21 protein-coding genes are annotated in these 20,473 nt (G+C 48.5%); 1 reads left to right on the forward strand and 20 read right to left on the reverse strand.

Features of this window, described 5'->3' with window-relative positions:
- Positions 1–42: 42 nt before the first annotated feature.
- From speD to C3B52_RS18635, 17 genes are all read right to left on the reverse strand, one after another.
- Complete coding sequence (gene speD, locus C3B52_RS18555) at positions 43–855, reverse strand: adenosylmethionine decarboxylase (RefSeq protein WP_103107887.1); 813 nt, start codon at positions 853–855, stop codon at positions 43–45.
- 128 nt (positions 856–983) lie between these two features.
- Complete coding sequence (locus C3B52_RS18560) at positions 984–1,355, reverse strand: hypothetical protein (RefSeq protein WP_103107888.1); 372 nt, start codon at positions 1,353–1,355, stop codon at positions 984–986.
- A gap of 112 nt (positions 1,356–1,467) precedes the next feature.
- On the reverse strand, positions 1,468–2,673 hold the full coding sequence (locus C3B52_RS18565) for an MFS transporter (RefSeq protein WP_103107889.1): 1,206 nt from the start codon (positions 2,671–2,673) through the stop codon (positions 1,468–1,470).
- Positions 2,674–2,780: 107 nt separating this feature from the next.
- Positions 2,781–3,653 (reverse strand): sugar phosphate isomerase/epimerase family protein, encoded by an 873-nt coding sequence (locus tag C3B52_RS18570; RefSeq protein ID WP_103107890.1) that lies wholly within the window; start codon positions 3,651–3,653, stop codon positions 2,781–2,783.
- A gap of 61 nt (positions 3,654–3,714) precedes the next feature.
- Positions 3,715–4,707: a Gfo/Idh/MocA family protein gene (locus tag C3B52_RS18575; RefSeq protein WP_103107891.1), complete on the reverse strand. Its 993-nt coding sequence runs from the start codon at positions 4,705–4,707 to the stop codon at positions 3,715–3,717.
- On the reverse strand, positions 4,704–5,648 hold the full coding sequence (locus C3B52_RS18580) for a Gfo/Idh/MocA family protein (protein WP_103107892.1): 945 nt from the start codon (positions 5,646–5,648) through the stop codon (positions 4,704–4,706). The genes C3B52_RS18575 and C3B52_RS18580 overlap by 4 nt, the downstream gene beginning before the upstream one ends.
- A 41-nt stretch (positions 5,649–5,689) precedes the next feature.
- Positions 5,690–6,892 carry an ROK family transcriptional regulator gene (locus tag C3B52_RS18585; protein ID WP_103107893.1) on the reverse strand — a complete coding sequence of 401 codons (1,203 nt, stop codon included), beginning with the start codon at positions 6,890–6,892 and terminating at the stop codon, positions 5,690–5,692.
- 72 nt (positions 6,893–6,964) lie between these two features.
- The gene (locus C3B52_RS18590; RefSeq protein WP_103107894.1) at positions 6,965–7,927 is read right to left on the reverse strand and encodes an ABC transporter ATP-binding protein; all 963 of its coding nucleotides are present in this window, start codon (positions 7,925–7,927) and stop codon (positions 6,965–6,967) included.
- Positions 7,920–8,912, reverse strand: coding sequence for an ABC transporter ATP-binding protein (locus C3B52_RS18595; RefSeq protein ID WP_103107895.1), 993 nt, complete (start codon positions 8,910–8,912; stop codon positions 7,920–7,922). Before C3B52_RS18595 ends, C3B52_RS18590 begins: the two co-directional genes overlap by 8 nt.
- Before the next feature lie 18 nt (positions 8,913–8,930).
- Positions 8,931–9,824, reverse strand: a complete 894-nt coding sequence (locus tag C3B52_RS18600) for an ABC transporter permease subunit (protein WP_103107896.1) — start codon at positions 9,822–9,824, stop codon at positions 8,931–8,933.
- 18 nt (positions 9,825–9,842) lie between these two features.
- Entirely contained in the window at positions 9,843–10,766 is a 924-nt protein-coding gene (nikB, locus tag C3B52_RS18605; RefSeq protein ID WP_103107897.1) for a nickel ABC transporter permease, read from the reverse strand.
- Positions 10,767–10,843: 77 nt separating this feature from the next.
- Positions 10,844–12,445 carry a glutathione ABC transporter substrate-binding protein gene (locus C3B52_RS18610; RefSeq protein WP_103107898.1) on the reverse strand — a complete coding sequence of 534 codons (1,602 nt, stop codon included), beginning with the start codon at positions 12,443–12,445 and terminating at the stop codon, positions 10,844–10,846.
- A 73-nt stretch (positions 12,446–12,518) separates the two neighbouring features.
- The gene (locus C3B52_RS18615) at positions 12,519–13,580 is read right to left on the reverse strand and encodes a Gfo/Idh/MocA family protein (RefSeq protein WP_103107899.1); all 1,062 of its coding nucleotides are present in this window, start codon (positions 13,578–13,580) and stop codon (positions 12,519–12,521) included.
- Between the two features lie 103 nt (positions 13,581–13,683).
- Positions 13,684–14,673, reverse strand: a complete 990-nt coding sequence (locus tag C3B52_RS18620) for an ROK family protein (protein ID WP_103107900.1) — start codon at positions 14,671–14,673, stop codon at positions 13,684–13,686.
- A 210-nt stretch (positions 14,674–14,883) separates the two neighbouring features.
- A complete protein-coding gene (locus C3B52_RS18625; RefSeq protein ID WP_049736718.1) occupies positions 14,884–15,483 on the reverse strand; it encodes a response regulator transcription factor in 600 nt (199 codons plus the stop codon).
- On the reverse strand, positions 15,480–16,619 hold the full coding sequence (locus C3B52_RS18630; protein ID WP_103107901.1) for a sensor histidine kinase: 1,140 nt from the start codon (positions 16,617–16,619) through the stop codon (positions 15,480–15,482). The genes C3B52_RS18625 and C3B52_RS18630 overlap by 4 nt, the downstream gene beginning before the upstream one ends.
- 64 nt (positions 16,620–16,683) lie before the next feature.
- Entirely contained in the window at positions 16,684–17,739 is a 1,056-nt protein-coding gene (locus C3B52_RS18635; RefSeq protein WP_103107902.1) for a fatty acid desaturase, read from the reverse strand.
- Positions 17,740–17,874: 135 nt separating this feature from the next.
- Here C3B52_RS18635 and C3B52_RS36535 point away from each other — a divergent pair, with 135 nt between their 5' ends.
- On the forward strand, positions 17,875–18,186 hold the full coding sequence (locus C3B52_RS36535) for a hypothetical protein (protein WP_164684832.1): 312 nt from the start codon (positions 17,875–17,877) through the stop codon (positions 18,184–18,186).
- 11 nt (positions 18,187–18,197) lie between these two features.
- Here the strand turns inward: C3B52_RS36535 and C3B52_RS18645 are convergent, their stop codons facing one another.
- From C3B52_RS18645 to C3B52_RS18655, 3 genes are all read right to left on the reverse strand, one after another.
- Entirely contained in the window at positions 18,198–18,752 is a 555-nt protein-coding gene (locus C3B52_RS18645) for a GNAT family N-acetyltransferase (protein ID WP_103107903.1), read from the reverse strand.
- Positions 18,753–18,776: 24 nt separating this feature from the next.
- Entirely contained in the window at positions 18,777–19,184 is a 408-nt protein-coding gene (locus tag C3B52_RS18650; protein WP_103107904.1) for a cytidine deaminase, read from the reverse strand.
- A gap of 240 nt (positions 19,185–19,424) precedes the next feature.
- A complete protein-coding gene (locus C3B52_RS18655; RefSeq protein ID WP_103107905.1) occupies positions 19,425–20,465 on the reverse strand; it encodes an ABC transporter substrate-binding protein in 1,041 nt (346 codons plus the stop codon).
- Between the last annotated feature and the right edge of the window lie 8 nt (positions 20,466–20,473).

A 20,473-nucleotide genomic window follows, 5' to 3' on the forward strand; every position in this document is an offset into this window, starting at 1 on the left:
GCGCAGATCGTAAACAAAAAAGACTCCCTCTCAGGAAGTCTCTTAGCTCCGATCCATATTTTTTCCGTAGTATATCTCGTCCATCTCCATGTGCAAGCGCTCTGTTATTTCACTCTGCTCCTCCGGGGTGAGCTTATCCTTTGTATAACCAAACAAATAATTGTTCAGATCAAACTGCCTCAGCTTGCACTTCGTATGAAAAATGTTTTCTTGGTACACATTCACGTCAATCATATGAAACAAGTCCTTCACTTCATCTGGAATGTAATTTTGGATCGAGCTGATGTCGTGGTCAATAAATAGCTTATGACCATAAATATCGCGGGTAAAGCCACGCACACGATAATCAATCGTCATCATGTCCGTATCAAAGGAACGGATTAAATAATTCAGCGCCTTGAGCGGTGAAATCTCCCCACAGGTTGATACATCAATATCTGCACGAAATGTACTGATTTCCACATTGGGATGGTACTCCGGATACGTATGAACCGTAATATGACTCTTGTCCAATTGCATGACCACATTGTCTGGCAAAGGCCCTGGCGACTCTTCATAAGACTCCGTCGGCACCTCAACCACAGGACCCTCCGACACTAGGAAAGTAACACTTGCCCCTTGTGGCACATAGTCTTGCTGGGCAACATTGAGGACGTGTGCCCCAATAATATCCGATACATTTTTGAGAATATGGGTCAAGCGCTCCGCATTGTACTGCTCATCTATGTATTCGAGATACGCTTCCCGCTCTTCTTTTGTTTTTGTATAACAAATATCGTACATATTAAAGCTCAGCGATTTGGTCAGGTTATTAAAGCCATGCAGCGTAATATGTTGATTCGGTGTCCATTCCAAGCGAGTTTCCCCCTGTTTTGATGATGGTCGAAGCGACAGTTCCTTTTTCATCATTTCCCAATTGCTGTGATAAAACTCATGGTCAAAAACAAAAAAGCCCCATCCCCTCTCGGATGAGACCTTTCGTGCTAGCACATTCGCGTATTGGTTGTAGCCGTCCACGTACCTGTCTCGCCTGCTCGTATAGAGGGTGGCTTCATCCGCACGTTTCCATGCAGCACATAGTGGCGAAGACTGATTTGCGGATCATCTCGAAAAGCTAGCGTGCCGACGAATGTAGCATACGGCGATTCAAATGACAGCTGTCTCGTTCTCTCATCCCAAAAGCCTTGGATCGGAATAAAATCTCTGCGAAAGCTGACTGCACCACTTACCCTGTTGCCACTGACGCTATGAATGACGAGTGTTCCAAGAGACGCAGGTCTACCGCCAAATCTAGCCTGTACTTCCCAGGTCGAGGGATACGGCAAGCTTACCCTCGTCATTTGTCCAATTGCCACGGGTAACCTCTCCTTCTTTTTAGCTTGAGGTATTCTCCAGTAGGTACCCTACAGTATATGTACCTATAGATAGGAGTCCCGTAGGCAAGTGTACAAATTTGCAATTTCCAGCCTATCCCTCGATGCTTTTTTTGCGGAAGGCCGTCTCATCCAGCTTTTTCACCTTAATAAAGAACGCCGTCAAAAGCAGGGCCACACCATTGATGATGAAAATGACACGAATCGGGATCATTCCACCGAGAAACCCGCCCAAAACCGGGCCAATCATATTGGCAAACTGCATAGCAGATTGATTTAACCCAAACGCTCTCCCGCGAAAATCGGGCTCGATTACTTTGACAATCAGGGCATTGATCGCCGGATAGACAGCCGCAAAAAACAAGCCGTATAAAAAACGCAAGATACCAAACCCGTACAGATTTGTAAAAAAGAACTGCAGCACACTGCCAATCCCGCCACCCAGCAATCCGAAAAACAAAATCTTTGTGTAGCCGATTTTGCTCCCTACTCGCCCCCAGCGCGGAGCAGCGATGACCGTCGCAATCCCGATTGCCGAAAAAATAATTCCAGAGCTAAGCGAAGCATCCTGCTCTGAAGCACCCAGCTGAAGAACGTACACGGTTAGCAGTGGCTCCAGCAGCATCACGGATACAGTCACCATCATACTGAGTCCGAGCACCATCATAAAAGGGCGGTTCATTCGCGCCACCCGCAAGTCTTCTCGTACCGAAGAGCGTTTTTTCAATCGGACATGTACCTCCCGAACGAAAAAGGTAGCAATCAGTGCAGCAATCAAAACGAGCAACGCGGAAAAAAGAAAGGCCTCGCGATTGCCCCACAAATGGCTGACAACCCCACCCACCAGCGGTCCGACTATGCCACCTGTCGCGCCGCTTGTCGCCATAATTCCCAAGGCATAGCCAGCATGTTCCTCTGGCGTATTGGTAGCGACCAGCGCGATGGCAGAGGGAACGAAGCCAGCCAATAGCCCCTCTAGCATACGAACACCTAAAAAGACATATGGGTCAGTAACCAGATAGTACAACGTATAAATCAGAACAAGACAAAAGCCCGCCCGAATCATCATCAGCTTGCGCCCGTACCGATCTGCAAGCGATCCCCAGTACGGAGCGATGAACGCTCCGGTCAAGAATGTGATCCCAAAGGAAATGCCCGACCATGCTTCCAAATTTTCCTGAACACCCAACGTGTTATACAGGAATAGCGGCAAAAATGGGATCGACAGAGAGTAAGCGGTACTACAGAAAAATACACCGATCCACAGTACGGCGAGATTTCTTTTCCAGGAGAACGACATGGCTGTACAATACCTTCTTTCCTGCAAAACCGGCATTTTTTGATGCAAACAAAATAGAAAAGGAAGCATCGCGAACTGCTATCGCAATGCTTCTCCCGATCATCTAACTACACTTCATCCCAAAAACGTCGGAGGTTATCCATGCCGATTTTAGAGCCTTCCCGGCAGTCTTCCATTCCTTCGAATTCAACAGTGATATAGCCGTCGTAGCCAGACTGTTTGACCAGCTTGACGACTTCGCGAATATTGATATCCCCTTGGCCCACGATCGCCCCGCGCAAGTAATTGCCGTTAACGGTCTTGAACCATTTTCCGCCACCTGGCTCATTGTAATAAGGACGGAAGTAAAAATCCTTGAAGTGAACAAGCGACGCGTACGGCAGATTTTTCTTCACACCAACAAGCGAATCTTCATCGACACACATAAAGTTTCCAATATCTACAGTCGTTTTGAAATTCGGACGGTTCACCGCCTGGAGTACACGCTGCACACGGTCGCTCGCCTGGACGAGCCAGCCATGGTTTTCAATCGTCGTCGTAATTCCGAACTGCGCAGCGTAATCGGCAATTTGACGGCTTCCTTCGACCATGACGTCCAGATTGTTTTCAAAATACTCGATCGTTGTTTGCTCCACAGGAACGGTAAAAGTAGAAACGTCGTGGCGCATGTGCTTGATGCCCATACGGTTCAAAAGGTCCACATGCGTCTTCACACGTGCTACCTCTGCCTCGAAAGCTTCCTCGCTCTCCTGAATGAAGTTGGTTGGCATCGAGTAGTTGGACAGCTCAATCCCTACCGCCTTGGCCTTATCACGAACAGCATCAGCCAAATCGTAGTTATCGACCAGTGTGAAGCCGTACGGCACGATTTCCATATGCTCGCCGCCATTGTCAGCAATCCATTGTACAACATCCAGTACGTCCATCTCACCTGCTCTGATTGCAGTCAACAAGCTATACGTGCTTAGTCCAATTTTCATTTCATCCACCTCATTATTTGTTTTGTTGTGAATAGTTCTCGACTCGATCTCTCGGGATGGCTTAAGAGAGAGGCAGCCTCGTGATTGTTACAGCTTGTTTTGCATGATTGGACTCATAGGCGGCTTTGACAACCTCCAGGGTACGCAGCCCGTCCTCTCCAGTAATCGAAGGAGCGCGCCCATCCTGAACGCATTGAACAAAATCTGCGATCAGCCGTTCATCCATATCTACTGCCCAAGGCAGATGCTGCCATTTATTGCCGCGATCATTATAGTAGAGGGCGTGCTGCTTAAACACGTCGATCCACAGCGTTCCTTTTGTTCCGATAATATGCATGGTCACATCGCCCCATGTAGGGAATGTCTTTGGTCTCGACCAGCTCGGATCGATCGTCACGATGACTCCCGACTCCAATTCCAGAGATACCATCCCGCAATCTTCTACATCGATATCATAAAAGCGGGTATCCAGCTCAGCGTATACACTTTTCACTTCATCCCGAAGCATCCAGCGAACGAGATCCATTAGATGCACGATATGATCCGTAGCCGCTCCGCCCCCGGACAGTTCTTTGTCAATAAACCATCCGCCAGGCATTTGCCCATGATTCGTACCATTGATGGCGATTACCTCTCCAATTGCCTTGTCATCTAGCATCTGCTTCACTTGTTCCATCACTGGTGCGAAGCGGACAGGATAAGCGACCTGCAAAATGACTCCTTCTTCCTTGCATGTACGGATCATTTCCTCTGCATCCGCTACTTCCGTCGCAATCGGTTTTTCACATAAAATATGCTTCTTTGCTTTGGCGCTGGCGATCACGTGCTCCTTGTGCTTTGCATTTTCCGAACAGACGATGACTGCTTCGATATCTGTTTCCAAAAAGGCTTGCAGATCCTCGTAGTAATCGACCTGATAAGCAGCTGCCGTCTTTTGTCCCCGTTCTGCGTCTCCATCCCAAATCGCGGTGAGGCGTGCATCAGGGTGCTTTTGCAAATAAGTCGCGTAACTATGTGCATGCATATGTGCAAAGCTGATGATTCCGACCTTCATATGGAGTCACCTCCGTCCATGAGCTGGACCGGTTGTCCCGATTCAGCAGATTGCCTAGTAGCCTGCGCGATTTTTTGTGCCTGGAGAATATCTTCTGGAGCTATAGCCAGAGCTTCATGCTTGGATAGGCACGAAACCACATGCTCTCTAAAGCTTCGCTCGCGTTCCAGTTGAGCCAATTGAGCAAACCTCTCCCAGCCCAGTACTTTTTGTTCCAGACGTTTATTCGTTTGCCATAAGATCGGCTGACTATCATGACTGTCATGCTGAATCATGCCGGCATCTCCCGTTATTTCAAAAGCCGCTCGCTCAGAGGCTTCTGCCCACGAAAGCTCTACATGTGCAATCGTGCCATCTTCCATTCTCAGCATGACCAGTGCGTATTCGAGCTCTTGACCAGAATCGTCCGTATGCTTGACTCGTCTAGCCATGACACGTACAACATCGCCAAATGTCCAACGCAGCCAATCAAACTCCGCTACGCCTAGCTCGTGAAAAATACAACCTTTGGCACTCCCTGCTTCGGGCGCAGGCGCACTTCTGCGGACACGGATGACGCCTGGGTTTCCGATCGCACCTTGTCGGACCTGCTCGCGCGCCTGCACGTATTCCGGTGAAAAGCGCAAGCTGCTACCGAGCACCAGCTTTACCTCTCGCGCCTCACACAGCTCGTTGGCCTTGCGAAGGGCAATCTGTCCGAGCTGCCCGCCCGCTCCGCAAATGACATGCTTTTTTTCTTTGGCAGCGAGCGCAATCCATTCGGCAGATTCCTCTACGGATGAAAGAATGTCCACAATATCGACTTCCTTTTCCTGCAGAAGCTCCCGCAGCTTCTCTAAGCTGCCTGCATAGCCTACTACCTCTGCCGCCTTGACCCCTGACCACGCCTCGCAGCATGTTTTCCCAGTTTCCTGTGACCCTGCCACAACTACTTTCACCATGAGCTTCCCACCTTTCGTTGATCACACAAGTTTTGATCCTTTTATAGTGAAAAGTGAAATCGATCCTGTAACAAGACTGCCGCCGCTCCAACCACTTCCACGTCTTCTCCGAGTGAATTGGGACGAATCGCAAGTCCCTCCGTCAAAATGCCGTGTGCATATTCGTTGACATACTCCGTGACCTTGGAAATCAACAGTGAATTTTCTAAAGCAATGTCTCCCCCAAGAATGATGACCTCAGGGTTAAACAGATGAACGAGAGTGACCAAGCCTGTTGCCAAATACGAAGCCGTTTCTTCCAAAATGCTTTCTGCAAAAGGATCATTTTGCGCCAATGCCAGGCAAAAAGTTTTGGAGGAGATGCGATTGATGTCATTTCCAGCAAGCTCCATAATGCAGCTTTGCTTTCCTTTGGCCAGCCCTGACAGCAGCTTGGAGTAAATCGCCGGCCAGCTCACATAATTTTCAAGACAGCCAATATTCCCGCAATCACAGCGAACACCAGCCCGATCAATCGTGGTATGCCCGAATTCGCCTGCACCACCGGCATACCCCCGATAGATGGAGCCGTTGACCAATATGCTTGAACCAAGACCATCTCCAATGGTTACGTAAAGCATGTTTTGATAATGATTGAAATCACCGATGCTTTTTTCTGCTAGCAAGTAGGCGTTCGTATCGTTGTCGAGCCAGGTTTTGATTTGAAAGCGGCTCTCTACAATCTCTCGCACTGGCGTATCCTTTAATTTCAGCTTTGGATTGTAGCGAATCACCCCGTTGTCTGAATCCACGATCCCTTGTGTGACGATCGAAATGCCCACACAATTGTCCAGATTCTCATAGGGTCGAACGAACTCTTCAATGATTTGCAGCAAATACGCAATGACGCTGTCACCCTGATATGACTTGATCGAATAAGCTTCCTTCTTACGGACCTTTGCTTCCAGGTTCATTTCCGCGATCGTAATTTTAGATCCACTAATCGAGATTCCGATCAAAAAATGACTATCGGGGGAGAACTGAAGCAAAATCGGTCTCCGTCCCCCATTCGACGTTCCTGTTCCCACCTCGCTGACGAGCGAATCACGAATCAATTCGCTGACAGCCGACGTCACTGTGGTAGGACTCAGCTTGTGCCGCTTTGCTATTTCACTCCGGGAAATGGGGCCGTAATGACGGATCGTATCTAGTATGATGGACCGATTCAACTCTTGAATTAGCTTTAAATCACCCGTCCTACGCATGGAACCCTTCCTTTTACTGAGTAGATTGATGAAAACCACTTTCGTCATGTTTGGAAGCAAGCATGGCGCTCTTTACAGATGACACGCGACGAAATGGTCGCTTTCAGCACTTTCCCTAAGCGGTGGAGCTGTTGTTGTACAAATATCCATCTTGTACGGACAACGGGTGTGAAACGCGCATCCCGATGGTGGATTGACCGGACTTGGCACATCTCCCTGTAAAATAATCCGCTCCCTTTTTGCACGTGGATCAGGAATCGGTACCGATGAGAGCAGCGCCTTGGTGTACGGATGCTGAGGATTCGCAAAGATCGACTCCTTTGGTCCTGATTCCACCAGTGAGCCTAAATACATGACGCCGATTTTATCGCTAATATGCTCAACCACACTGAGGTCATGGGATATAAACAAATACGTCAAATGAAACTCTTCCTGCAAATCCTTGAGCAGATTCAAAATTTGTGACTGAATCGAAACGTCTAATGCCGATACCGGCTCATCCGCCACAATCAGCTTTGGCTTCAAAATGAGTGCACGTGCAATCCCGATCCGCTGCCGCTGACCTCCGCTGAATTCATGGGCGAACTTGTCGGCATGGTAGCTGTTTAAACCTACGACCTCCAGCATTTCAGAAACGAGCTTTTCTCTTTCCGCCGTGGAGAGCTTGGTATGAATAATCAGCGGCTCCCCCACTACATCACGAATTTTCATCCGGGGATTGAGCGAGGCATACGGGTCCTGGAAAACCATCTGCACCTGCTTGCGCACCTCGCGCAGCCGATTTTCGTTCATTTTCGAGATTTCTTCATTGTTGATCCAGATTTTCCCTTCATCGGGGGTCAAAAGACGTGTAACCAGCCGCCCTGTGGTTGACTTCCCGCAGCCGCTCTCACCGACCAGACTGAATGTTTCGCCTTCTTTGATCTCAAAGGAAACACGGTTAACGGCTTTTACGCTTTTCTTGCTCCCCAGAAAACCACTATCAATCGGAAACGTTTTTTTGATACCGTCAACGACTACCAGTGACTTAGACATGCACATCCCTACTTTCCTCGCGATACAGCCAGCAGCGACAAAAACGTTCTGGACCTGTAGTGGTGATCGCAGGCTCTTCCTCCCAGCAGACGGGCATTACATCTTTGCAGCGCGGAGCAAACTTGCAGCCTTTTGGCATCTGATTCGGATTTGGCACATTCCCTGGGACCGAATCGAGTCGGGAACGCTTTTGACCCAGCTTGGGAACCGAGCCGATCAAGCCTTTTGTATACGGATGCTTCGGATCATCGAACAAATCGAGGACAGATGCCTCTTCTACGACTCGCCCTGCGTACATGACGACCACGCGATTGCACATCTCAGCTACGACACCCAAATCATGCGTGATCAGCAGCATCGACATATGCTCATCGGCCTGAAGCTGCTTCATGACATCGAGAATTTGCGCCTGGATCGTCACGTCCAGAGCGGTCGTCGGCTCATCCGCAATCAGTAAATTCGGCTGACACGACATCGCCATCGCAATCATGATCCTCTGCCTCATCCCGCCAGACAGCTGGTGCGGATACTCATTAATAATCTCTTGAGGTCTTGGAATCCCGACCTTGGTCAGCATACTAATCGCATGCTCTCTCGCCTGCTTATCGGAATAGCCCAGATGCAGCCGAATCGACTCCATGAGCTGCTCGCCGATCTTCATGACCGGATTGAGCGAAGTCATCGGCTCCTGAAAAATCATCGCGATCTCTTTGCCACGAATCCCGCGCATTTCGCTTTCAGAGATGTTCAGGATGTTGGTTCCGTTATACGTAATCTCACCGTTCGTAATCTCGCCAGTCGTGTCCTTGAACAAGCGCATGATCGAAAGCGAGGTCACGCTCTTACCACAGCCTGATTCACCGACAAGCCCGAGCACTTCCCCTTTTTTTATATGAAAGCTGACCTTGTCCAAAACAACAGTCTTTTTGTTATCTCTCGTAAACTGCGTTTGCAGATGCTTTACTTCGATGATGTTTTCACTCATCTGCCCCATCTCCCTCGATTAGTTCTTTGTTTTCGGGTCCAGGATATCTCTGAGGCCATCGCCAACCAGATTGAATGCGAGGACCGACAGGAAGATCGCCAAACCAGGAATCATGACAACGTGAGGCGAGGTAGCCAGATAATCACGCCCCATGCTTAGCATCGCTCCCCAGTCGGGACTTTCCGGCTTCGCTCCCAGTCCGAGAAAGCTCAAGCTGGATGCAGCCAGAATCGACGTACCAATACGAAGGGAAAAGAAGACAATCATGCTGGATACTGTTTCAGGAAAAATGTGGCGGAAAATGATCCGACTGCTTTTGGCCCCCATCGATCTCGCCGCTTCAACAAATACTGCTTCCTTGGCTGCCAGTGTGTTCCCCCGAATCAGTCGGGCAAAGGACGGAATACTGAACACGGCTACCGCCACGACCACATTCGTTAAGCCTGGTCCCAAAATCGCCACGATGGCAATCGCCAAGAGCAGATCCGGGAAAGCAAACATGACGTCACTTGATCTCATAATGAGCCGATCCATCCAGCCACCGTAGTAGCCGCTGCACAAGCCCAAAATCGTCCCGATCACCGCTCCGACCAAAACCGAGGTAAAGCTGACACTTAGCGAGATTCCGGTTCCGACGATGATTCGGCTCAGGATGTCTCTGCCGTACTCATCTGTTCCCGCCCAATGCTTGGCGGAAGGGGTTTGCAGGATCGCATCATAGTCAGGCTCATATGGATCATACGGGGCAATCAAAGGTCCAAATATCGCAATGAAAAGTAGAAAGAGGATAAAAAAACCAGCCCAAAACGCCGTTTTTTGTTTCTTCCACTTGGTCCAAAACTCACTCATCCTGGAGCTTTTCTTTTCCATGGAGACCTGCGAGCTATGGCTCACTTCCTTTACTGCTTCCATTACAGTCTCCTCCTCTACTTAGCTTTCATAGCGAATCTTAGGATTTAGCGCTTTATACAAAATATCAACCAGGAGATTCACCAGAATGAATTCCAGCGAGAACAGCAGAATGACCGCTTGTACAACTGGATAGTCACGGAAAGCAATCGAGTCGATCAACAATCGCCCCATACCCGGAATACTGAACACTGTTTCTACCACAACTGACCCGCCAAGCAAAAAGCCGAACTGCAAGCCAGCGATCGTAACGACAGGGATCATGGAGTTTTTCAGGGCGTGCTTGCGAACCACCACGGATTCTTTCAAGCCTTTTGCCCGACCAGTTCGAATGAAATCCTCTTTTAACGTTTCGAGCAGCGAAGATCTCGTAAAACGGGCGAGCATCGACATAATTCCCGCTCCTAATGTAAGAGATGGGAGAACGTAGCTTTTCCAGCTTTCTGCCCCGCCTGTCGGAAACCACCCGAGCTGCACGGAAAAAATCTGTATAAGAATGAGTCCCAGCCAAAATCCAGGTAAGGAGATGCCTGATATCGCTGTCAGCATCCCTACGTAATCGGGCCATTTATTGCGGAACACAGCCGAAATGGTCCCGATCAGCAAGCCCAGAACTAGCGCCCAGCCTAAACTCATAAATGTCAAATTCATCGTAATCATGTAGCGATTCGCAAACATATCGCTAATCGGAAGTCCTGTCTTTAGAGAATGACCCAAATTGCCTGTGAACAAGTTTTGCATATACGTGGCGTATTGAACCAACAACGGTTTATCTAGTCCCAGCTCTTCGCGAACGCGTGTAATCTCTTCCAGTGTTGCGTCCTTTCCCGCCGCCAGACGGACAGGATCACCCGGGACCAGGTGAATAAAAAAGAAAATGAGCAGCGACACGACGAAAATGATCGGAATGATCTCGATAAGCCTCTTCACGATATAACGGAACATATTTTGTGTTCCTCCTAAATAAGAAAAGTAAAGCAGCGCTGGGCAGCAGGCAACGACCCAACGCTGCTTTTCTGGTATTATTTAAATTCCGCTTCTCTTACGTAGATGCCGCCGCTTGGCGTGATGTAAACACCTTCTACGTTGCTGCGCTTTCCATACAAGATTTCATCGACAGCGAGGAAAATCCACGGTGCTTCTTTAAATACATTTTCCTGTACGACTCCATACAGCTCTTTTTGCTTCGCTTGGTCAGAGGACTGAGTCGCTTCCTTGATGCTCTTGTCTACCAGATCGTTTTTGTAGAATGCAGTGTTCGCTCCAGCCGGCGGGAAGTTCTCGCTGCTGAACAGAGAGCGCATCGCGTTATCCGGGTCTGCGGACGACCAGCTTACATACCACATGTTCATTTTTGCTTCCTCAGGCGATTTGATGCCGTAAATCTCATCGGACAGTGTCGCTTCTTCCATCGACTTCACTTCAACCGTGATGCCGACCTTTTGCAATTGCTGCTGGATGAATTGCATACCCTTCATCGTATCGGAGTTGGTATTTCCCCAGATGTCAGTCGTGAAGCCATTCTCGTAGCCAGCTTCCTTGAGCAATTCTTTCGCTTTTTCAATGTTGTATTCATAGACGCCCTGCTTGGCGTAATGTGCAATCGTAGGAGACATGACGGATTCCAGCTTCGCTCCGTATCCTGCTTTTACAACCTTGATGAAGGCATCCTTGTCTACCGCATAGTTGATTGCTTGTCTCACACGCGGATCATCAAACGGCTTTTTCAGCATGTTGATGGAGACGTAACGGGTGATCGTAGAAGGTGTGCGCTCTACTTTTACTCCGTCCGCGCCATTCAAAGTTTCTACTTGTTGCTCTGGCAGCGGATAGATGACGTCAGCCTCTCCCGTTTTGAGCATCGCTACGCGGGAGCCATTTTCCGGTACTGGCTTGTAGGTGATTTTTTGAACCTTGGCAGCACCCTTATCCCAGTGATCCTGATTCAGCTCGACAGTCAAGTGATCGCCCTGTACCCACTCCACGAATTTGTACGGCCCAGTACCAACCGGATTTTTCGCGATGTCCTTGCCGTATTTTTCAAGAGCTTGCGGGCTAATGATTCCCGTCGTGAATTTGTTGATCATGGCACTGAACGGTTGGTTCAGCGTCACCTTTACAGTGTAATCGTCTACGACGTCTGTGCTTTTGATGTACTTGTAGTTGCGGTAGGCACGCAGATTGTTTTCCTGATTGCTCATGCGGTCGAAGTTGATTTTGACTGCTTGGGCATTGAACGGCGTACCATCATGGAACTTGACGTTTTGACGCAGCTTGAAAGTGTATTCGGTCGCATCATCATTCACCGAATATTCAGTCGAAAGTCCTGGTATAAGCTTCAAGTCTTTGTCGTAAATCAATAGGCCCTCAAACATGGAGGTCTGTACCCCACTTGACAGGGCATCCCCTGTATTTTGCGGGTCCATCGTAATGAAGTTTTCGTTGACTGCCACCACCAGCTGCTCTTTTTGTTTTGCTGGCGTCTCACCTGAGTTGGCAGCTGGCGGAGCAGAAGTACCTCCTGTGCTGCCTCCTGTGCCACTGTTGCCACTGGAACACCCAAATAGTAAAGCTACTGAAAAAAGGAATACAGATGCTGCTCGCAAATAAGACACTTTTTTCATGACCCAATCCCCCTTACAATTTTTATCTGATAGATGCAATCTGGATGTCCCTGGACTCATTTTCCCCGGCTATTTACGAAAATGTGACTTCTTTGCCGGTTTGCGCTGATTCGTAGATTCCACACAGAATTTTCATCATCTCTACTCCGTGCTGTACTGGGCTGAGAGTCTCCTTCTCGCCGAGAACACATGCAACGAAGTGATCGATTTCGTTTTGGAAGCCTTGTTTAAAATCAAAGGAGAGCTTATCCAGCTGTGGGCTGATGTTCAGGATCGTATCGTGTTTTTCAGATATGATCGACAGCTCAGGCTCTACCTCTGCACCGCCCTTGTCGCCATACAGCTTGACGGACAGCTCTTCTTTTTTGGCGTGTAGTGTAAAGCTGACATCTACCATCAGCGATGCTCCGTTTTCAAAACGAATGAGTGCGTTAGCCATGTCTTCCACTGTATTTTTAGATGGATCATAGTCTGCTGCTTTGTAAAAGGAGAGGTTCTTGACGTTAGCGCGGTTTCCCAGCTTGTTGTATGTATTGCCGCTGACTGTCTTCACTTTTGGACAGCCCATCAAGTACCAGCAAAGATCGATGACGTGAACGCCCAGATCGATCAGTGGTCCTCCGCCGGATCTTTCCTTATCTGCGAACCAACCGCCAGGATTTCCTAACCGGCGCAAGCAGGATGCTTTGGCGTAATAAATCTCTCCCAGCTCGCCTGCATCGATGAATTGCTTGAGCAATTGGGCATTCGTATCGTAGCGGCGAACAAACCCGACTTGCAGGACCTTGCCGCTTTCTTTTACCGCTTCCTCGATTTGGAGAGCGCTTTCAATTGAAGTGCACAAAGGCTTCTCGACCAGTACGTGCTTGCCCGCCTTCAGTGCTGCAATGGAGATTTCAGCATGCGTGTTGTTCCAGGTGCAAATGCTTACGGCCTCTACCTCTTTGTCTGCAAACACATCCTCCAAATTGCTGTAATACGTTTTGGCGTTGAATTTTTGCGCCTTTTCCTTTGCTCGCTCTTCGTTGAAATCAACAACGGCATGGAGCTCTACTCGTTCGTTGTGCTGATACGACTGCAAGTGCATGTCCGAAATAGAACCGGCGCCGATTACCGCAACCTTTACTTTGCTCATGCTTTGCCTCCTACTTATCTAATTTCTTGGTTAGTTAGTTTTTTCAGTGGAGTTATTAATTGAATGATACAAAATAATCTTAATCTTTGCAATAAGCATTTCGCTATAAAATTTGCAGTGTTCGCTCGTGCTCCCATTCCGAAAATAAGAGACCTGCCGCCCCAACAACACCCGATTCCGTACCTAACCTGTTCAGCTCTATGCGCACCTGGCTCGCCATACCCGGGATGCAGCGCTCGCGGACACTCTTTTCGATTTCTTGCAAAAGGATGGGTGCTGTACTCATGACTCCACCACCAAAAACAATCACCTCCGGGTTGAACAAATGGATCAAGCTTGTCGCTCCTACCCCCAAATAAAACCCTGCCTGCTTTAAAATGTCGATCGAAAAACGATCCCCTCGCAGGGCTGCTTCCCCGATTTGCTTTGCCGTCAGGTCTTTGCTGTCTTGCAAAAGGCTTCCAGAAATTGCTGGATCTCCCTTGGCAAATGCCATCCGCGCTGCATTTTCGATCGCTGTGCCAGACGAGTAGTTCTCTATACACCCTCGATTCCCGCAAAGGCAGAGCGGTCCATTCCAATCAATCGAAATATGCCCGAACTCACCAGCGCTCCCATCAATTCCGGACAACAGTCGGCCATCGCTAATAATGCCAGCTCCCACACCCGTGCTGACAGTGACATAGATCATGTTTGCCGTGCCTTTGCCTGCTCCCCACATCCATTCTGCAACCGCAGAAGCATTGGCATCGTTCATCAGGCGAACAGGGAGATTGAACTTGTCCTCGATCAGCTTGCCAATCGGGACATTGCTCCAGCCCAGATTGCTTGCAAAGATGATTTCATTCTTTTTGCTGTCGATCACTCCTGCTGAGGCAATTCCTACACCGCGTACGCGTCTGCGGTTTACGTTTTTGCCTGCCATGACTGACTCAATGGCAGCCAGTACCCGCTCGATTACTGCCTTTTCTCCATCCTCCGAAGCAGTAGGGAGCTGTGCCTGACTGATCATTTGCCCTTCGCTATTTACTAATCCCGCAAGGATTTTCGTACCACCCAAGTCTAGCCCAATCGCATACTCGTCCATTTCCATTGCCGACCTCTCCTTCCGGTCATTCTTTGTCTATTGCTGTTTGGTGAGTTACTTTCTCCAATGGTTTTATAAACTCATGTAGCTTTATTTTAAGCACACTATTCTGATTTCGTCCAGATTATTCTGAAAAAAATCGCTATTTTGCCCAAAAATAAGAACCCCTATTCTGCCGAAAACAGAAGTGGGGTTCGTCGCTTTCTCTTCAATTGTTTACTTAAACCAGCCTTTTTCCTTGAAATGCATGATCGCCTCAATCCGGTTGCTCACACCGAGCTTGTCGAGAATGACGGAAATGTAGTTGCGCACAGTGCCTGTTGTGATGTACAGCTGACTTGCGATTTCCTTTGTATTTTTGCCATCTGCAATCAGCAGAAGGACTTCCTTTTCGCGCTCAGTCAGCGGGTTTTCCTGCCCGTACGCCTCATCTACCAGCTCCGGAGCGTAAATACGTCGCCCCGCCATGATGCTGCGAATAGAGGACGCCAGCTCTTCACTCGGACTATCCTTGAGCAAATATCCGTTGGCACCCGCTTTTAGCGCACGCTCAAAATAACCCGGGCGGGCAAAAGTCGTCAGGATCATTACCTTGCAGCCGCAGCCTTTTAGCTCCTCGGCAGCGTCAAGTCCGCTTTTGACTGGCATCTCGATATCCATGATGCAGATGTCCGGCTTGTGCAAATGCACCAGCTTCACTGCGTCTTCCCCATTACTTGCTTTACCGACGACCTTCATATCCTCTTCCAAATCGAGCAGGGAAGCCAGAGCACCGAGCAGCATCCTCTGATCCTCTGCAATCACTATGCGAATCATGCCCCCGCCTCCTTTTCCGGTTGTTTGAAGACATTTGGTACGCGAATAACGATGGTAGTTCCGTTTTCCGATGAAACGATCTCCATACTGCCATTCACAAACTCCAGACGCTCCTTCATCCCGCGCAGCCCGTTTCCTTTCGTGCAGACCGTTTCCTCGATCATCCCGATTCCATTGTCTTTCACCTGCACAATCAGATCGGTTCGCGATGGCTCGATTGAAATCGAGCAGCTGGTGGCACTGCTGTGTTTGACCACATTGGTGACCGCTTCCTTCAAGCACATGCTGAGTACGTTCTCTGTCATTAGCGAGGTATTGGTCAGATTCGGATTGCCCTCCAGCACGAAGTCAATTTCAGCTGCCTTTAAGATTTGTGTGATCCGAAAGATCTCGTCCTCTAGCCGCGTGCCGCGCATCTGTGTGACCATTTCCCGTACTTCTTTTAAGGCGATTCGTGCTGTTTGTCTGATCTCCTGCAGCTCTGTCTGAGCCTGGGTCGGATTTTTCGTGATCAGCTTGCTGGCTAGATCCGTTTTGAGTCCGATCAAAGAAAGCTTTTGCCCCAACGTATCATGTAGGTCACGGGCAATCCGCTGCCTCTCCTCCAGCTTGACCAGCTCTGAAATCCGCTTGTTTGCATGCTCCAGCTCACCTTGCAGCTTCTCCCGCTTGTTCCAGTTGTACGTAGTTACTGGCAGCAAAATAACGGCAATTAGACTAACGAGAACAAACGGCAGCTGGTTGATAAACGACGAATTTTTCGCGATGAAGCCCATATTGATCGTGACGACGGTGCTGATCAGATGAATCGTGTATAGCGTAATAAAGCCAATCTTGTTTTGGATGTTCCCGATGAAAAATGCGAGGAAGAGCGAGAAATACACATAGCCAAACAGCACAGTCATGGCAATGGATATGATAATTTGCAAGCTCGTCCAAAAGTAAATCAGCCATCCTTTGGAAAGAAAGGAGAGCACGTAGCAAATAAAAAACACGAGGATCATGACGATCCCGATGACGATCTCATAAGTCGAGGACGACCGGAAAATAAAATAGAAGGGTAGTATGTAAAAAACTACCCAGACATAAGGGCTAAGGCCCGTATTTTTATGGAGAATGTGATACCACTTTTGCATGGCTGCCCACCTTTTTTACACCTTGTCACCTTAGTGTAGCGGAATCGAAGGGTTTATGGCAGAGTTATTTTCCTTCCAAGCTCGGTTTGCGGCTATGAAGTACATCCATGATCGACTCATTTTCAGCAGGCATCTGCTTTAACTCTTTGAAGCTGATAAATCTTTTGCCCTGCTCATCCCACAAGCGAAAGCGCAATGCGGCCAAGCTAGTAGCAAACGTAATCGTTGTTGCCATCTGCAAGGGAGGTGTCTCATTATGTGCTTTTTCCAGGTTGTAGTTCGGTACTTTTGGACTCAGATGGTGTACATGGTGGAAGCCAATATTGCCTGTCAGCCACTGGAGTACTTTCGGTAGCTTGTAATAGGAGCTGCCTTCTACAGCTGCTTTCACATAGCTCCACTGCTCTTCATTTTCAAAATAAGAATCCTCAAACTGATGCTGGACATAAAACAACCAAATGCCAAACACAGCAGAAAGATAAAAGATCGGGCCTTGCACCAACAGGAAATCCTTCCAGCCAATCAACCAGATCATGAACCCGTAAGTTCCGACGATCAGTACATTCATCAAATAGTTGTTCAGCTTCTCATGGCGACGTGCGCCTTTGCGGTTAAAACGGTATTGAAACACGAAAACATAGATCGGACCAAGTCCAAACATCACGAGTGGGTTGCGGTAAATGCGGTACGCTATTTTTAGCCACCCAGGAGCAGCCAAATACTCATCTACCGTCATAATCCAAATATCGCCTACTCCGCGCTTATCAAGGTTGCTGCTCGTTGCATGATGGATCGCATGCGCATTTTTCCACTGCTCATACGGAACGAGTGTAAATACACCTGTTATAATTCCGAGTATATCGTTTGCCAAACGGCTTTTGAAAAAGGACTGATGGCAGCAATCATGAAAAATAATGAAGGTACGAATCATGAAGCCAGCTGCGATGACTGTGAGTGGAAATGCCAGCCAGTAAGAAACAGACAAGCTCAAATACGCACCGTACCAAAGCAAAAGCAGCGGAACCATCGTGTTGATGATCTGTCTGATGCTCGATTTGGTATCTGTTTTTTCAAAGGGGGCTACATTCTTTTTCAAATGAGCGATGTTGGATTGGTGCATGTATATGTTTCCTCCTCGATATGAAGCGCGCGGGTGGCGATTGACTTTGCCAGACGCAATTTTCTATCTATATTGTAGAAAATTCAGTCAGGTTGCTGTAGTCATAAACGTCAAGTCGAGGGTATGACAAATGTCATGGTTGAACATGTATTTAGGGGGGATAAAAATGTTGGCGTGGGTTTAGTGGAGGGGAGGAAAATGGAGAAAATGCTCCAGCTTCTTGGGTACCTTGCTGTGAGGTCGTTCCTGCACGTCTACATGAAAAAAGCGAAACCGCGTCCAAAGTGGAGGGTTCAGGAAGCTTTTCAGAGGTGGACGCTTAAGGGCGTGTTTCGCTTTTTCTCCATTTTCCTCTGCCAGCTGGTTCTTTATGCCGACATTTTTAAAGAGTGGGTGACGATAAAAGCAAAAATCCCTGACCTATCTATGATGGTCAGGGATTTTTAAACCACTGTGTATTACTTCTTTTGCATCGCTTCCCACTCTGCTGCCAGGATGCTCATCATGATTCGATCGTAGCTTTTGCCTTCGCGCAGGACGGCGGAGCGCATTCTGCCTTCTTCGGTGAAGCCTGCTTTGGTGTAGGCGCGGATGGCTGGCTCGTTATACGAGATGACGTCTAGTCCGACGCGGTTTAGGTTTAATTCATGGAAAGCGTAGCGGAGGAGCATTTTCAATGCATCGACTCCGTACCCTTTTCCCCGGTCACTCGGGTTGCCAATTCCCATTGCCATATGAGCAGCGCGGTTGTTCCACTCGATTTTGAATAGGGCGACAAAACCAATCAGCCGATCATCCTCTAGCGGACGCAGCATGAACTCGACACTGTTTGAGCTGCGTGAGCCCGTGGCTGCAAAGGCAGACGGCTGCTGAGGAACAACAAAATCTGAATCCAGCCTGCGCAAATAGTCGAAGTCCTCACTAAAACGCGCCATTTGTTCGGCATCGCCTGGATACGCCGCAGTAAAACGTAGAAATTCACCGCGAAATAAGCTTTGATTGTTAGCTGTCATAGAAACGCTCCTTTATTAGTTGTTCTATTGATTTTGATTGTACGCACGATACCAATAAAAAGGCTGCAGCTCAGCAAGCGTTTTATACACGAGTCCACCCTCTGGCACATAGACGGCTGCTTTTACTTTTGAGCCCCAGTAAAAGAGTCTCTCCTGACATACTCCACATGGCGTCAATATTTTAAATGCTGCATTCTCGTCATCACGCACCACACAAATCGTATGCGTAACGGCCTTTTGCAGCTTGTGCGCCTCACAGATCGCCCCTGTCTCCATACATAGCTCGGTCGAAGCATTCAATACCTCTGGCGCTACACTCGTCAAAATTGTTCCGTCTTCTGTGTACATCGCTGCAGCGCCACCCCAGCCGGTAGGATATCTCTTTTGGATCAGCTCAACTGCCGCTTCGAATAAAGCTTGTTCAATGTTCATTTCTGTTCTTCCTCCGTCATGATTATCTACTTCTCTATCGTACAGGAACAAAACGGTAAAATCATAATAAGAAAACCTCTATCGAGGCTTCCTCAAGGAGGAGCGACCGCGTTTAGCGGAAAGTTTTCATGCGCTCCGGAATTCATAAGCATCACGCTTATAAATTCCTATACGTTAAAAAAGGAAAAGGATCTCATCCAGCTAGCAGATGAGATCCTTTTGCCTTGCTATCTATTCGGGTTACTTCACATCAAGCCGCTTCATGAAATCCTCCAGCAGCAGGTTTGCCGCTTTGATTCCCCCTGCTGTATTCCAGATCGTTTCGTTTACCTGGAATACTTGATTGTTTTTCGTTACGTTCAATGACTTGAAGATCGGGCTATCCATCCATTTTTTCGCCATCTGTGTAATTTCCGTAGAGCCTTTTGCCTCGGAAACCCAATAGAACAAGATGTCGCCATCCATCGCGGACATGCCTTCCTCTGTCAAAAGCTCCGCAAAATTATTGACATCCTGCGATGCCGGACGCGCTACGCCCAACTGTTCAAACAGCACACCGCTGAACGTATCCTTTTGATAAATCTGGACGCCTTTTTTGGAGAACTTGGCTACGGATACCTTCATTGCAGCCTTCGGACCGAGCTTTTCTTTTGCAGCCGCTACGCGATCATCGAACTCCTTCATTACCTTTTCGCCCTCTGCCTTTTTGTTCAAGGTTTCGGCATACAGGGCAAAGTTGGTTTTCCATCTACCAGACAGCTCTTCGGAAAATACGGTTGGCGCAATTTTGGACAGCTGATCGTATATTTTCTCATGACGTACTTTGTTGCCAATAATCAAATCTGGATTCAGGTTGACGATCGCTTCCAGATTCGGTTGGTCCTCGTAACCGAGCGCTTCTACACCATCCATCTCAGCCTTGATGTGGTCGTGCCAAGGCTCGCCTTCCCACGACTGTACGGCTCCGACTGGCTTGACACCGAGTGCGAGCAGAGCTTCTGTTCCTTCATTTGTCAAAATGATCACGCGCTTCGGCTCCCCTGTGATTGGGGTTGTGCCCATGGCATGCTTGATCTCGCGAGTCCCGCCCGCATCAGCTGGTGCTGGGGTGCTTGCGTCTTTCGGTGCTTCAGTTGCTGCTGGCGTTGTTGCAGCAGGTGCTTGTGTCTGCTGCGCCTGATTAGCAGTGCCACCGCAGCCTGCCAAAACAGCTAGCATACTTACCAGAAAAGTGCTAAGCAGTACGTGGCGAATGTGCTGAACTTTGGTATGTCTTTTCATCTCGATAT

Source organism: Brevibacillus reuszeri (genome assembly GCF_002897295.1).
In the GTDB taxonomy this organism is placed as follows: Bacteria; Bacillota; Bacilli; order Brevibacillales; family Brevibacillaceae; genus Brevibacillus; species Brevibacillus reuszeri_A.

Bases quoted from the DNA above. Each gene is read 5' to 3' on its own strand.
- C3B52_RS18565 (WP_103107889.1), bottom strand. From the start codon at position 2,673: ATGTCGTTCTCCTGGAAAAGAAATCTCGCCGTACTGTGGATCGGTGTA.
- C3B52_RS18570 (WP_103107890.1), bottom strand. From the start codon at position 3,653: ATGAAAATTGGACTAAGCACGTATAGCTTGTTGACTGCAATCAGAGCA.
- C3B52_RS18575 (WP_103107891.1), bottom strand. From the start codon at position 4,707: ATGAAGGTCGGAATCATCAGCTTTGCACATATGCATGCACATAGTTAC.
- C3B52_RS18580 (WP_103107892.1), bottom strand. From the start codon at position 5,648: ATGGTGAAAGTAGTTGTGGCAGGGTCACAGGAAACTGGGAAAACATGC.
- C3B52_RS18585 (WP_103107893.1), bottom strand. From the start codon at position 6,892: ATGCGTAGGACGGGTGATTTAAAGCTAATTCAAGAGTTGAATCGGTCC.
- C3B52_RS18590 (WP_103107894.1), bottom strand. From the start codon at position 7,927: ATGTCTAAGTCACTGGTAGTCGTTGACGGTATCAAAAAAACGTTTCCG.
- C3B52_RS18595 (WP_103107895.1), bottom strand. From the start codon at position 8,912: ATGAGTGAAAACATCATCGAAGTAAAGCATCTGCAAACGCAGTTTACG.
- C3B52_RS18600 (WP_103107896.1), bottom strand. From the start codon at position 9,824: ATGGAAGCAGTAAAGGAAGTGAGCCATAGCTCGCAGGTCTCCATGGAA.
- nikB (WP_103107897.1), bottom strand. From the start codon at position 10,766: ATGTTCCGTTATATCGTGAAGAGGCTTATCGAGATCATTCCGATCATT.
- C3B52_RS18610 (WP_103107898.1), bottom strand. From the start codon at position 12,445: ATGAAAAAAGTGTCTTATTTGCGAGCAGCATCTGTATTCCTTTTTTCA.
- C3B52_RS18615 (WP_103107899.1), bottom strand. From the start codon at position 13,580: ATGAGCAAAGTAAAGGTTGCGGTAATCGGCGCCGGTTCTATTTCGGAC.
- C3B52_RS18620 (WP_103107900.1), bottom strand. From the start codon at position 14,673: ATGGAAATGGACGAGTATGCGATTGGGCTAGACTTGGGTGGTACGAAA.
- C3B52_RS18625 (WP_049736718.1), bottom strand. From the start codon at position 15,483: ATGATTCGCATAGTGATTGCAGAGGATCAGAGGATGCTGCTCGGTGCT.
- C3B52_RS18630 (WP_103107901.1), bottom strand. From the start codon at position 16,619: ATGCAAAAGTGGTATCACATTCTCCATAAAAATACGGGCCTTAGCCCT.
- C3B52_RS18635 (WP_103107902.1), bottom strand. From the start codon at position 17,739: ATGCACCAATCCAACATCGCTCATTTGAAAAAGAATGTAGCCCCCTTT.
- C3B52_RS36535 (WP_164684832.1), top strand. From the start codon at position 17,875: ATGGTTGAACATGTATTTAGGGGGGATAAAAATGTTGGCGTGGGTTTA.
- C3B52_RS18645 (WP_103107903.1), bottom strand. From the start codon at position 18,752: ATGACAGCTAACAATCAAAGCTTATTTCGCGGTGAATTTCTACGTTTT.
- C3B52_RS18650 (WP_103107904.1), bottom strand. From the start codon at position 19,184: ATGAACATTGAACAAGCTTTATTCGAAGCGGCAGTTGAGCTGATCCAA.
- C3B52_RS18655 (WP_103107905.1), bottom strand. From the start codon at position 20,465: ATGAAAAGACATACCAAAGTTCAGCACATTCGCCACGTACTGCTTAGC.